11 protein-coding genes are annotated in these 12,464 nt (G+C 63.1%); 2 read left to right on the top strand and 9 right to left on the bottom strand.

Translation table 11 applies throughout. The features are described 5' to 3' along the window. Positions 1–9: 9 nt before the first annotated feature. Positions 10–591: a hemerythrin domain-containing protein gene (locus KPG66_RS08240; protein ID WP_237070598.1), complete on the bottom strand. Its 582-nt coding sequence runs from the start codon at positions 589–591 to the stop codon at positions 10–12. 237 nt (positions 592–828) lie between these two features. Here KPG66_RS08240 and KPG66_RS08235 point away from each other — a divergent pair, with 237 nt between their 5' ends. Continuing rightward, entirely contained in the window at positions 829–1,323 is a 495-nt protein-coding gene (locus tag KPG66_RS08235; protein ID WP_237070597.1) for a YciE/YciF ferroxidase family protein, read from the top strand. A 169-nt stretch (positions 1,324–1,492) separates the two neighbouring features. Here the strand turns inward: KPG66_RS08235 and KPG66_RS08230 are convergent, their stop codons facing one another. The 5 genes from KPG66_RS08230 to KPG66_RS08210 form a co-directional block, all read right to left on the bottom strand. Further along, positions 1,493–2,695: an SIR2 family protein gene (locus KPG66_RS08230; protein WP_237070596.1), complete on the bottom strand. Its 1,203-nt coding sequence runs from the start codon at positions 2,693–2,695 to the stop codon at positions 1,493–1,495. Between the two features lie 200 nt (positions 2,696–2,895). Continuing rightward, positions 2,896–3,555: a DUF2894 domain-containing protein gene (locus KPG66_RS08225; RefSeq protein WP_237070595.1), complete on the bottom strand. Its 660-nt coding sequence runs from the start codon at positions 3,553–3,555 to the stop codon at positions 2,896–2,898. Then, positions 3,536–4,186: an OmpA family protein gene (locus KPG66_RS08220; protein ID WP_013435638.1), complete on the bottom strand. Its 651-nt coding sequence runs from the start codon at positions 4,184–4,186 to the stop codon at positions 3,536–3,538. Before KPG66_RS08220 ends, KPG66_RS08225 begins: the two co-directional genes overlap by 20 nt. Next, positions 4,183–6,279: a DUF802 domain-containing protein gene (locus KPG66_RS08215; protein ID WP_237070594.1), complete on the bottom strand. Its 2,097-nt coding sequence runs from the start codon at positions 6,277–6,279 to the stop codon at positions 4,183–4,185. The genes KPG66_RS08220 and KPG66_RS08215 overlap by 4 nt, the downstream gene beginning before the upstream one ends. A gap of 10 nt (positions 6,280–6,289) precedes the next feature. Next, positions 6,290–7,084, bottom strand: a complete 795-nt coding sequence (locus tag KPG66_RS08210; protein ID WP_237070593.1) for a DUF3348 domain-containing protein — start codon at positions 7,082–7,084, stop codon at positions 6,290–6,292. Between the two features lie 760 nt (positions 7,085–7,844). On the opposite strand from KPG66_RS08210, the gene KPG66_RS08205 reads away from it, so the two are divergent. Next, on the top strand, positions 7,845–10,019 hold the full coding sequence (locus tag KPG66_RS08205) for a M1 family metallopeptidase (RefSeq protein ID WP_237070592.1): 2,175 nt from the start codon (positions 7,845–7,847) through the stop codon (positions 10,017–10,019). Between the two features lie 156 nt (positions 10,020–10,175). On the opposite strand, the gene KPG66_RS08200 is transcribed toward KPG66_RS08205, so the two are convergent. The 3 genes from KPG66_RS08200 to KPG66_RS08190 all read right to left on the bottom strand — a co-directional run bounded on the left by KPG66_RS08200 (position 10,176) and on the right by KPG66_RS08190 (position 12,139). Next, complete coding sequence (locus KPG66_RS08200; protein WP_237070591.1) at positions 10,176–10,595, bottom strand: ExbD/TolR family protein; 420 nt, start codon at positions 10,593–10,595, stop codon at positions 10,176–10,178. Between the two features lie 13 nt (positions 10,596–10,608). Next, positions 10,609–11,343, bottom strand: a complete 735-nt coding sequence (locus tag KPG66_RS08195) for a MotA/TolQ/ExbB proton channel family protein (protein WP_237070590.1) — start codon at positions 11,341–11,343, stop codon at positions 10,609–10,611. 91 nt (positions 11,344–11,434) lie between these two features. Next, positions 11,435–12,139: an energy transducer TonB gene (locus KPG66_RS08190; RefSeq protein WP_049786398.1), complete on the bottom strand. Its 705-nt coding sequence runs from the start codon at positions 12,137–12,139 to the stop codon at positions 11,435–11,437. Positions 12,140–12,464: the final 325 nt, after the last annotated feature.

Genomic DNA, 12,464 nt, shown 5'->3' with positions numbered 1-12,464 from the left:
TCGATCTCGCTATGCACTGCGGGGGCGAGGGGTTGCAAAACAGCGCAATACGGCGATGCCGGTCAGTGCGCCCAGCAGCGCCGTGGCCACCGGGAAGGTGCCGGCCATATCGAGCGCGATGCGTGCTGGCCGGTGCGCTCCGAGCAGTTGGAGGCGCCGACGTGTCATCGCCGCGCCCAGACTCGCCAACTCGGCTTTGAGCGCGCGTTCGGCACGCGGCAGCAGCACGGCTTCTTCGTCGGCGACGTGATGGATCACGGTGCGCATCAATTGCATGAAAAGATTGTCGTAAGCCGCATTGTCCGGCTCCATACCGCGCAGTCGTTCAATCGTCTGCCGTATCGCGTCATGCTCGGGCTCGCTTTTTTTCAGCACGTCATCGTCCGGATCAACGCGTGCGAGTGCCGGGTAAAGAATTTCCTCTTCAAGCTGCATGTGGATCTCCAGCGCGGTACATGCGGCGCTAACGATCGCGCGCTTGCGCCACCACGGCGAGTCGGGGCGGTAGCGGTGGAAGGCCGCCAGCACGTGGGTGTGGTCGGCGCGGATCGCAGTGGTAACGGGCAGCGCCGCAAGCGGGGATAAAGCCATGACACCTCCTGGTCACAAAACGTCATGTGTGATGCATTTGCTGTGCCTGGCCGCGTGAGCTTGGCGGTGAGCGGGCGCGTGAGTTTGGCGCGGTAAGCGGGCGCTGGTGTCGTGGCGGCGCCCTTGTTGAAGCCGTGCTGCGCCGGTGCCCGGGCATGGGCGTTGCGCGGCAAGTGAGGCCGACGCGAGCACATTCGTGCGGCGTATTGATTAAGAGTTCGACGAAGGAGGCTCAATATGGCACGCAAGACCTTGGAAGACCTGTTTATCCATTCGCTATCTGACATCTACAGTGCGGAGAAGCAATTGACGCGCGCACTCGGCAAGCTAGCGCGCGCCAGCACGAATCCTGAACTCGCACAGGCCTTCGAGACGCATTTGCAGGAAACGCATGAGCAGGTTGCACGCATCGACCAAGTGGTCGAGAAATGCGGCATCAAGCTAAAGCGGATCAAATGCGTAGCAATGGAGGGGCTGGTCGAGGAAGCCGTGGAACTGATGGACGAAATCGAGAAGGGACCCGTGCTCGATGCGGGGCTGATCGGTGCAGCCCAGAAAGTGGAGCACTATGAGATTGCGTCTTACGGCACGCTGTGCGCGCTCGCGAAACAGCTCGGCCAGGACGACGCAGTGCCGTTGCTCAAGGCGACGCTCGACGAGGAGAAGGCGACCGATCAAAAGCTGACGCAGTTTGCCGAGAAGGTTGGCAATCCGCAGGCTAGCCAAGCCTAATGGAGCCGTGCCACGGGCCGGTACCGTGCGGCTGTTGACGCGCGGCAAGGCTCAGACTATGCCGACTGGGCCCCTATGCTGGTTCGAGGACCTGCTTTGCCCTGCAGGCGGAGCGGTATCGTCGGATGGTAGCGGGACTCGCGCGTCGGGGCAGCGCGCCTTAAACCTATCACAGTGCGCGAACGGCAATACTGCACCATTCGCTGAAACCGCCCCGCCACGGTAATACCGCGAGGCCTCCGGACACGCTGGCATGGGGAAAGACGCTTCTTGCATGAGCCAGCTGCGTCTGAACGTCATTCAGATCGATGTAGTACAGCGCACGCTGGCGTCCGTCGGCGGGCGCTTCGGCAAATTGACGCAGCAGCAGTCGCACCAGCGCGTCTTCGTCCGGGAAACTGTAGCCAACCAACACGACGATCCGGGACTCGCGCAGCAGCCGCACGGCCTTCGGGAAGAGCGCCTGAAAGTAAGGTTGATCGTAGTCTTGGGCGCGTGAAGGCAGCATGATCTCTGGCGGGTTGCTGCGCAGTGTCTGCGTGTCGCGGTGACGGTAGTCGACTTCGAAATGACCCTCACGCCGATAGATTTCAAACCCCCCATTGAGTTTTAGCAAATGACCGCCCGCAAAGGGCACCGCCACCGCACGCCTGTCCATGTCACCACACCAGGCGAACGGCGTGAAGCCTCGATACAACTCGCGCGAACGGGCACGTCGCAGCGCTGTGTCCACCATCGCCTCAATGACAAAGTCGTAGTTTGTCGTTAGGAAATTCACGCCGATGCGGGGGGCAGGCCGCTCGCCAGCCGACGTTGCGCTCGCATGCTCCTGCAGCGCGGCAAACAGCGCACTGATCGCCGTCTGTGCGTCGCTAAGCGGCTGGTCAAACGATAGCGTGTCGCCGACCAGCGTAGGAGGCTTTGCGCGCTGGTGGAACTTGCGAAGCACCGCATAGCGCAATTCACGCTCGACTAGTTCCAGATAGAACTCGTCGACGTATCGATTGCGAAGCAGCGGATACTTTTTCAACATGCCCACCTGATAGACGATGTCGAGAAATGCGGATCGGTCCAACCCAACGGTGCGATCGATCTGCGTCATACGCAGGAAATCCTCCAGGAACGAAGATTCGCTCGCCCAGTCGTCATCGGTAAAGTCAAATAGATCGGTGCCGGTCGGATAGCAGCTATCCCAGGCACGGGAGAAACCGGCGCCGAGCACGAATGTCACGTTGCCCGCCGCGGGATCGCCGTGCCGCGCTAGCGCATGCACGCTCTGCGCAAACTTGATCGGTGCCTGCCGGGCTCGTGACGGGGAGGTTGGGCCGCTGCGTCGGCGCGGGTTGCGTGGCTTGTCGATGGGTTCCGTCATGAGCGGTTGAGTCGGGGACGATGTCCGAGGTTGAGCGGCGCGCTACCAGGCCGCGCCCGCCGCCGTTTTCGTTGCGTGCTTGGCCGAATGCAATACCCATGCCCACTGCGCGGGGCACGCCGTTTTCGTGCAAGTGTTCATTCCTTTCGGTCCTGTGATGATCCCACCGTGACGGCAGCTTTGCCGCACGGCACGCCGCTTCAGCGCGATTTGCCTCGGGCGCTCTTACGGGCAACGGCGGCACGCACGGTGTCCTTGGCCGAGGCCGGGTCCCCGCTATTTAATTGCTCCATCCACGATAACGTGTCCGCGTACGCGAGGAACTGCTGTAGATACCCGGGCGACAATTCGCGCATCAACGAAAGCGAGCGATGCACGAGACTGCTGGAATTGAGCGGACCGGCATTCCTCGGCACTTGGTTGAGCGATTGCCGAAGCTGCTTTTCGATGCGGACCTTGGCCCAGGTCTTTCTGAAATAATCCAGCGTCGCCGGCCCTGGATCGGACCCGGGGTGCGATGCGGCGGCAGGGGCGCTGGCATCGCCATGCGCGCGTTTGCGCGCGGCGATGTAGTCGAGCACCATCGCGAGTGTAGGGTCTGCGGGTTCGCGTGATGTCGTTGCGGCATCTGCGTTGCCGACGCGGGGATCCGCCCGCTCGAGATCAGCGGCATATGCATTTAGCAGCTCGCCAAGCCGGCGCTCCAAGCGGCGTCGCACCGCGCCGACGTGACCGGCCGTGCGTCGCTCCAGCGCGTCGATGAAGCAAAAGCGCACCGGGTCCAACCGATCGGCGCCGGATGCCCGCCATGCGTCGAGCCGAGCCCGCGCATGCGTTTCGCTATGGCTCACGGCGTTCACCGTTCATGGCGGATGGCCTAGGCACCGCGGCGATCTCCACGCGCCGGTTGCGAGCCCGTCCAGCGTCGTCGGCATTCGAGCTTACCGGCTGCTCGGAGCCGAACGCGGCGGCGAAGACTGACGAGGCTGGCACACCTTCCGAGATGAACGCGCGCGTCACCGTCAACGCGCGCTGTGCCGACAATTCCCAGTTATCGGCGAAGCGACGATTGCCCGCGCGGACCTGCTGGTCATCGGCAAAACCGCTCACCATCAGGATCTCGTCACGGGCGCTCAGGTATGAGCGAAGCGGCTTGGCGAGACTTTTCAATAGCTCACGACCTTCGGGCTGCAACTGGTCCGAATTCAGCGCGAACAGCACGCTGCCGCTGATGCCGATACGGCCGTTCACCAGCGTCACGCGTCCGGCGGCTAGCGGCCCGGCCAATACCTGTTCGAGCGTCTTGCGGCGCTGTGTTTCCATTTGCCGTTGCCGAACTTCGTTCTCGAGTTTGGCCGATAGTTGCAGTTGCATACCGATGACGCCGACCAGGATCAGCACGAACGCGCCCAGCAATACTGACATCAAGTCGGCAAACGCGGCCCAGATGGGCGCGGCCGCTTCCACGCCGCCGTCAATGTCGTCGTTCATGGCGCTTCGGCTCCCGCACGCCCCTGCTGCGTAGCGAGCTGTTGCAACTCCTCGATAATCTGCTTCTGCGACATCATGCTTAGATCGATGACTTCCCGCGCTTGCGCGACGTAGTAAGCGAGTTGCTCGTCACTGCGTGCCAGCGATTTGTCCAGCGCCGCTTCGATGCGCTGCAAATGCGCGACCAGCGTATCGTTGGACGCGCCAAAGGACTGGACCGCCACGCCGAACGCCTCGCCCAAGCTGGCTACTTCGACCGCGCCGCTGGTGAGTTGCGTCGCGGCAGCCTCCAGTTGCCGCGTGCCGGCCTGGACCTCGTCAGTGAACCGGTTGCCGACGCGCTCCAGCAAGCTTGCCGATGTCGCGACCAGTGCGTTGATGGCTGAGCGCTGCTCGTTGGACGCATGGTTGACCGAGTCGAGTAGCGTCGCCAGCGTTTCGAGCACGCGGCCGCGTTCCTGCAGAACCGCTGTGTCGCGCTCGAGGCTCTCGGATAGTTGCTGGCGCAACTCGGCGATCACTTGTGCTGCGGCCAGCGGCGCCTGCGACGCGACCTGCACGAGCTTGCCGATCTGCGCCATCGTCTCGGTGGCTTGCTCGGTGGCCTGCGCCGAGATTTGTTGCGCCGTATGCGCCAGCGTATCGCAGATCTGTTGCTGCTGCGCGGCTGCGCGCATGCTGGTTTCATCCCATTGTTGGCGCAACGTGGTGGCCATGGAAGTCAGCGCCGTGGTCCAGGTGGCCAACCGGTGTTCGTCCTGCGATTGCAGTTCGGTGCGCAGCTGCGCTTGCGATTGCTCCATTGCATCCAACGATGCCATCGAGCGCTGTGCGAGCGCCGCAACGGCCGCTTCGAGCGCGTGCTGATGGTCCGCGGCGCGTTGCTCTGCGGCCTGCTCCTGCCGCGTTAGCGTATGCTGACAAGTCTGGGCAAGCGTCGCCACGTTGGCTTCCAAACGTGCCGACAGCGTCTGCAACAGGGTCGCGGCGCGTTGTTCAGCCGCCTCTGCGAATCGGTCAGCCGAGACGCGAAGGTGCTCGAGCAGCGCGTCATTGGATTGTCGATGGTCGGCCAATGCCTCACTCCAGACCGCCGCCACGTTGCGCGTGGTCGCGTCCAGGCTCGTGGACAGCGCATGCAACTGCTGCTGCACGGCGCCGGCGATGGTATCGTGCAGCGATGCCGTATCGCGCGCCAGGCCGGCCATCGTCGCCTGGACGACCGGCTGCAGCGCCGTACCCGCGGCGCGGGCGCTGTCGGCCACGCATTCTTTCAACGATTGCGCCACGCACGAGGTGAGGTGCGCGTGCGCGTCCTCGACCTTTTCGAGGAAGGCTTGCTGCCCGGCGAGCTGTTGCTCGTTCAATGTCCGTGTTTGTTGCTCGATGTGCGTGATCATCGTTTGCAGCCGATCGACCAGTGCAGGCATCGCATCGGCTTGCCGCTGCAAGAGCTGAAAACTCGTCTCGCGCTGGTGGGCGCTCGAATGGGCCCGCAATGTCGTCGCGATGGCCGTATCGAGTTGCTGCGCGGCCTCGGTGCGCTCGCGTCGGCACAGCGCGGAAAGCAGCCCCAGCATGGCGGATGCTGCCACGCCTGCAATCGACGTGCCGAACGCGAAGCCCAGTGCGCTGACCGGCGCGGCAAGCGAGGCCCGGACGGCGTCCAGATCGGTCGCGCTTTGCAGCGCGGCGCCGGTGCCGCGCAGCGTCGTCACCATGCCGAGCAGGGTGCCCAGCATGCCGAGCAGCACCAGCAATCCCACCAGATAGGGCGTCAACACCGGACCCGGCAACGCGACTCGCTGACCGTCCAGCCGCAGGCGCACCGCGCCGCGCAAACCGGGATGCAATTGTGCCAGCCAGGGCTCCAGCGCCGGCGGGGGGGCGGACAGGCCGGCTACGGTACGCGTCAACGTGACAGTGGCCTGTTGGTAGCGGCGCAATTCCAGGGCGCCCGCGAGATAACCGCCACCGATCAGCAGCGTGACGGCCGAGGCTAGCGGGTTAGAGCCGAGGTAGCCGGCGCCGATCCAGCCTACGACGGCCAGGCCGGCCAGGAAGACAACAATATTAAAGCGAAAGCGGGTCATAGCAGGTGGGTTAGCAGGTACGGTAGGCCGAGAGCAGTCCCTGCACCGGTTGAAATCGGACATCGAGTTCGGCGATCAGCACGCTGCGCATGTCGTTGCGGAATACGTCCAGCCATGTGCGGGGCGCGCCCGCGGGCGGCGGCGCGCCGGTTAGCGGAACTTGCGTGCACGTCTGCTGTGGCATGTTTGTCTGTGCCGGCGGCGCGGGCGGAGGCGCGGCGTCGCGCAAGCGGGCAAAATGTGCGCCGAGCAACGTGGGCACGTTGGCCAACAGTTGATGCTCGCGTGCCGCCAGTGCTTGCTCCATGACGGTATCGACGGCGCACAGCCGCGCCATATTGGGCGAGCGCACTGACAGCATTACGCGCAGCCGCCTTCGCAGCACACCGATATCCGTTGCCATCGCATGTTGCACGCCGACGTAGCGGTGGCGAAAATCAGCGTAGTCGAGCACAGTGTCGACGCTCGTCCCGCGCAACGCCGCGGGCGTGGTCGCGTGCCGTGCCCCGGCAGCGAAGCCGCAAGCGGCATCGATGCGGCGGATCAGCGACGTGCGCACGGCGACACTATGCGCCGACGCGTCGTTCTCGCCCCCGTGCACCACCCCGACCGCCTCCAATGCGGCGCCGTGCGCGTTGGTGTTGAGCGCCGTCGATAACGCGATGGCGTCGGTCCAAGCAAGCCATTGGCTCAGTTGGTCCGGCAACGGTTGTCCGGATTCGGCTACATCGAGATGCGCGAGCCGCGCAAGCAGACGAACAAGCGTCGGGGCGCCGGACGCCGCGTGCCGAGGGACTTGTACCATACCACCAGAGTCAAAAAGACAGCAGTTTACACGTCTGTGGGACACGCGGCCGAGCATGCGGGAGCGGCTCGTCGCAACGGCTTGCATCGTGCGAGGCCAGGCGCGCGGGAAATAATGCTCCGCGTTTAGCTAACGCGTGTTCGCAAAGCTTGTTCGGGCCTCGCACTATGGTGTCCACGCGTTGTATGCTGTCCGAGTCGGCGACATCGTAGCAGAGCCCATGTTTTGCCAGCAGCGTGATGGTGGGCCTGTGCACCCGGGTTTGACCGGCTAATCGAAGTGACCGCGCCGCGTTACCTATTTACCTTTCAAAATCGTAATGCAGTGCGAAACGCGACAATAATTTCCGATAACGATGGATAGTATATGGGTAGTATTCTTTGCCCATTACGAAAGAAAAATTTTGAAAGAAAGTTGACACGCGAATGCGCGTGCTCTTAATCTTTGTACTGTCTCCAGGCGAGTCAGTTCGCGACAGCAGGGAAAACCCCGAGCTGGATGTGGCGCATTCCAGTTGGCGAAACCAAGGTTGCTGATTCAGTGGCACGGTCTGCCCGTCTGTGTAGTAGGTTTTGGATACCTAATTTTTAGTATTTCATATAAATAGCATTGCTGCATGGCAATGCGGGTGGGCGCATGACGTCCGCGATCCATGCATACGGGGCGACCGTGCGCCGGCGATATGGCGCAACGCGCGAGTGAGGAAGTAAGCAGCAGAAATGACATATCAACCCATTGCTTTCTCACTCGAGGTTTTTTTATGCTCACTCGTTTTGGAGTATGGCTTCCGTGCGTGACGGTGGCCGCGTTGCTTGCGTTGAGCGGATGCGGGGGTGGAGACGGGCCCCAGAGTACGGCCAGCCGCACCGTAGCTGTGCTGCCGCCGTCATCCGATGCGCCGCTCACGGTCCCCACCGCGCCGATCGCCGCCAACCCGGCAGTGGTCAAGACGGTGTCTCCGGTCGAAATGCCCGACACCGTGGTGCCGCTGAACTACAAGCTGTGGTTCCGGCCGAATCCGGCGTTATCAACGTTCCAGGGCCGCGCTGACGTTCAGATCAAGGTGCGCGAGCCGGTCAACGCGATTGTCGTCGCGGGGCACCGGATCAACTTCATCAACGGCTCAATCACGCTGCAGCCGGGCAATGTTCCGCTGACGGCGGTGCCGCAGGACAAGGGGGATTATTATCAGCTTCGTCCCGTGAGCGGGCAAATTGCGGCGGGCACCTATTCGCTGCATATGGAGTGGCAGGGCATCATCAACTTCAAGACCTATGACGATCCGGCCACTCACACCGGCGGAAGTTGCGGTGATGATCCCTATCCCGGCTGCTCGGCCGCCGAAGGCGTGTTCCGCGTCGACTTGAAGGCAACGGATGGCACCACCAGCGGCGCGATTCTCACCCAGGGCGAATCGGACCTCGCGCGCCAGTGGTTTCCGGGCTGGGATGAACCGGCGTTCCGACCAACCTATGAGGTGAGCGCCGACGTGCCGAGCCATTGGCGGGTTGTGTCCAATGCGGCGGAGCTGCCGCCGGTGGACATCGATGGTGGCTACAAGCGTGTATCGTTCGAGAAGACGCCGCCGATGCCGTCCTATCTGCTGTTCTTCGGCGGCGGGCAGTTCGATGTGCTCGAGGACGACTTTTCGAGCCCGCTGCCGGATGGCAAGGGGCTGCACCTGCGCATCTTCACGCCGCCTGGCATGAAGGAGTGGGCGCGTCCTGCGATGAACCAGACCAAGCAGGCCCTGGATTTCTACTACCGCTATACGGGTATCCCGCTGCCGCTCACCAAGTTCGACACGGTCGCCGCAAACGACGCGTTCAAAGAGCAAAAAGACCTGAACTTCGGCGGAATGGAAAACTGGGGCGCGATCCTGGAGTTCGCGGACGACATCCTGCCGCCTCCTGGTACGCCGATGTCGGACTACGGCCTGACCGTGCTCACGCATGAGGCTGCGCATCAATGGTTCGGCGATCTGGTTACGCTGGACTGGTGGGACGACGTGTGGCTGAATGAGTCGTTTGCGACGTTCTTTGAGAACAAGACCAAGATCCGCTTTTTTCCGGACCGTTTCAGTTGGGCCGACGAGGTCAAGAATAAATACCGTGTGATTGCGGCGGATTTGAAGTCATCGGCATTTCCGGTTCAACCCAACTTCAGCGCGTACGCGTCCAATGATTTCGTGCTGGGTGCGGGCACGTTCGTCTATAACAAGGGCGGCCAGGTGCTCAAGATGATCGAGGGCTATTTGGGCGAGCCAGTGCTGCGCAGCGCGTTGCAGTCCTACTTGGCTGATTATGCGCTGGGCAACGCCACGCCCAAGCGGTTGTGGGACGAACTGGCCAAAGCCAGCGGCGAGCCGATGGCGGCGATCGGCGACAGCTTCGTGCGGCAGACTGGCATTCCGCTGGTTTCGCTCGACACGCGCTGTGATCTGAGCGCCAACCAGACGGTCGTGACGCTGAAACAGCAGCCGTTTCCGAACCAGAATCGGTATCCGGGCACACAGTGGACTATTCCGCTGACGTTGGCGTATGGCGATGGCTTGACCAGCCGCAAGACGCTCGCGATGAAGGCCACCGACATGCAAGTGCGGCTCGATGGCTGTGGCGCGGTGTTGGCCGACCCGAGTGGGCAAGATTACTACGTGGTCAATTACGGCGACAACGCCTGGAGCCAGCTGCTGGCGCAGCGCACCGCCTTGCAGGATCCGGCGCGCCTGACCAACTTGAAGCTGGAAGCCAAGTTGCTCGTGGGGGCAGGACTGGCTGATGCTTCGCGCCAGACCAGCATCGACTCGGTTGGGCCAGCGCCGGCGGCACAGTTGCGTATGCTGCGCCGTGACACGGCGGGCCTTGCGCCGTTGGGCGTTGAGCGTCGCCTGCCGCGCTTGCAGGGTCCAACTAAGCCGCGGCCCAGTGTGCGGTAGGCGGAAAAAGTAGCCCCTAGCCGTTGGCCGGCGGCTAGGGTTGGCTCGGGTACGGCAGTCAAGGCCGCGCTCGCCGGCGCTCGCGCAGGGGTCGCTACGCGACGTGGTGTTGCGTAACCCATTACGAGGCTTCGAAGGTGACGTGATGGCCGCGAATCAATGCGCTTTGGGCTCGGTCACGAATCCGATTTTGGCCAACCCGCTCGATTGCGCATAGGACATCACGTCGGCTACGTGCTCGTACGCGACCTTGCGATCGGCTCGCAAATGCAGTTCCGGCTGCGGGTGGGCCTGCGCGGCGGCGGCGATCTTGCGCTGCAACTCGGCGTCGGACACCTTGACGTCATCCCAGAACACGGTGCCATCGGCATTGACCGACACCGTGACGTGCGCGGGCCGCACATCCTGCCGCTGGCTGCTCGCGTGCGGCAGGTCGAGCTTGACTGCGTGTTGGATCGCCGGAATCGTCACGATGAAGATGATCAGCAGCACGAGCATGACGTCGACCAGCGGCGTCATGTTGATCTCGTTCATCAGCCCGTCATCGTCGTCGTCCACAAAGGGGGTCATTGCCATTGCCGTACCTCGCTCATTTACCGGCTGTCGCTAGCCGCGGGCCTTCGCCGCGCTGGAGCGTCGAGGACAATCGTTCACCTGTCACGAAGTACGCGTGCAGCCCGTGCGCGAAGCGATTCAGCTTGGTCACCACGGCCTTGTTCGAGCGGGTTAGTGCGTTGTAGCCGAGCACCGCGGGAATCGCGACGAACAGACCGAATGCCGTCATGATCAGCGATTCGCCCACCGGTCCCGCAACCTTGTCGATTGACGTGTCGCCGGTCGCCCCGATCGTCAGCAGCGCATGATAGATGCCCCACACGGTGCCGAACAGGCCGACGAACGGTGCGGTGCTGCCGATCGATGCGAGGACCGCCAGCCCACTTTGCATCTGGGCGACGCAGTCATCCATGGTGTCCTTCAGGCAGCGCGTTATCCAGTCCGAAATGTCCATCCGGTCATGCAGGTGAGGCTGGCTTTTGTGGTGATGGTCGGCGGCTTCCTTGCCGGAGAGCGCGAGTGCGACGAACGGGTTATCGGCGTCGCCGGAGCCGGTCGAGCCGAGCTTTACGAGACCTTCGGTGAAATCGTCGGAATGCCAGAACTGCTGCTCGGTGTTACGCGTCAGGCGCCGCAACCGCAGCACGTTCCATCCTTTAATTAGGATTACGCTCCACGATAGCACTGACATGATCAATAGTGTGATCGCGATGCCGCGCGTGACGAAATCCCCTTGTGCCCATACGTGGGCCATACCGTAGTTCTGCATGGTGTTTCCTTCGTATCCTCGTTATCGGTGACGCTGTTGAGCGGGCGGACTCGGCAATGGACGCCAGCGGCACGGTATCAGCCGGCACGGCTCAGTCGTCTAGATTGAACACATACGGCTGGTCAGCCGTGACCCGGATCGGTTGCCCATTTTCGATGTAAGGCCGGCACGTGCTGGCTAGCGCGGCATTGCGCGCGGCCTCGTCCAATCGATCATAACCGCTACTTTTCTTGATCGTGGCCCGTTCCACCTTGCCCTCCAGACCGACGACCAGGTTGACGACCACCGTGCCCGTTTCCTCGCGTCGTCTGGACAGCGCGGGATAATCGGGCCGCACGATCTGGCAGTCGAGCTTGGCGACGCCCTTGGGTGCGCCCTGCGCGACCACCGAGCGAGGGCCCGGCGCGGGTGATGCGGGCTCGGCGACCGGTACGGGCGTGGGCGCCGGCGCGGCCGGGGGCGCTGACGGCGTGGGCACCGATTGCGATGGGGTATCACGTACCGGCATTGGTGGCGTAGGCGCTGGCGCGGGATGCTTGACGACGGGCTTGGGATTGGGCCGCGGCATCATCACGGACTTGGGTTTGGGTTTCGGCGCAGGCGTGGGCGCCGGCGCGGACTGCACCGCGACCGGTGCCGGCGGGGCGAGTAGTTCGGCCATGATCGGCCGGGACTCGACCGTCACGGTTGGGACGGTGTCGGCACGCGCATAAACCAGCCACGCGATCACGCCGGCATGCAGCAGTGCCACTGCGGCGAGTGTGGTCGTGTAGTGCGCGACGGGGCGCGATTTCATCGGCGAGACTGCACTGGAGCGTAGCGCGCCAGCCGAACTGGGAGAAACCTGCATATTAGCGTTGGCCGATGGCAGATGCACGGGGGCCGCGACGCGGATAATGGCCGGCTTTGCTTCGACGCGACCCGGAGTGTGCCGGGTTCAGCGTCGAAAAATCAGAAAGGAGATGCATAGCGTTGTCGCGAATCCAAGCAGCAGTTCCATGAAGCCCTCCGAGAGCGCAGTGCGGTAACGTGGCTGGCTCGCGCGTCGCGCTGGCTTGCACGGAGAAAGACGGGCCAGAGCAGAACCGACGCGGCATCGGGCCGCGGCCCGCCCGATATCC

This window comes from Mycetohabitans sp. B2 (assembly GCF_021733735.1).
Taxonomy (GTDB): Bacteria; Pseudomonadota; Gammaproteobacteria; order Burkholderiales; family Burkholderiaceae; genus Mycetohabitans; species Mycetohabitans rhizoxinica.
The sequence above is the reverse complement of the archived record's forward strand: the minus strand, read 5'-3'. Positions and strand labels throughout refer to the sequence as shown.

Coding starts and splice junctions, on each gene's coding strand:
- KPG66_RS08195 (WP_237070590.1), bottom strand. CDS start 11,343: ATGCAGAACTACGGTATGGCCCACGTATGGGCACAAGGGGATTTCGTC.
- KPG66_RS08210 (WP_237070593.1), bottom strand. CDS start 7,084: ATGGTACAAGTCCCTCGGCACGCGGCGTCCGGCGCCCCGACGCTTGTT.
- KPG66_RS08215 (WP_237070594.1), bottom strand. CDS start 6,279: ATGACCCGCTTTCGCTTTAATATTGTTGTCTTCCTGGCCGGCCTGGCC.
- KPG66_RS08240 (WP_237070598.1), bottom strand. CDS start 591: ATGGCTTTATCCCCGCTTGCGGCGCTGCCCGTTACCACTGCGATCCGC.
- KPG66_RS08190 (WP_049786398.1), bottom strand. CDS start 12,139: ATGAAATCGCGCCCCGTCGCGCACTACACGACCACACTCGCCGCAGTG.
- KPG66_RS08235 (WP_237070597.1), top strand. CDS start 829: ATGGCACGCAAGACCTTGGAAGACCTGTTTATCCATTCGCTATCTGAC.
- KPG66_RS08200 (WP_237070591.1), bottom strand. CDS start 10,595: ATGGCAATGACCCCCTTTGTGGACGACGACGATGACGGGCTGATGAAC.
- KPG66_RS08230 (WP_237070596.1), bottom strand. CDS start 2,695: ATGACGGAACCCATCGACAAGCCACGCAACCCGCGCCGACGCAGCGGC.
- KPG66_RS08220 (WP_013435638.1), bottom strand. CDS start 4,186: ATGAACGACGACATTGACGGCGGCGTGGAAGCGGCCGCGCCCATCTGG.
- KPG66_RS08205 (WP_237070592.1), top strand. CDS start 7,845: ATGCTCACTCGTTTTGGAGTATGGCTTCCGTGCGTGACGGTGGCCGCG.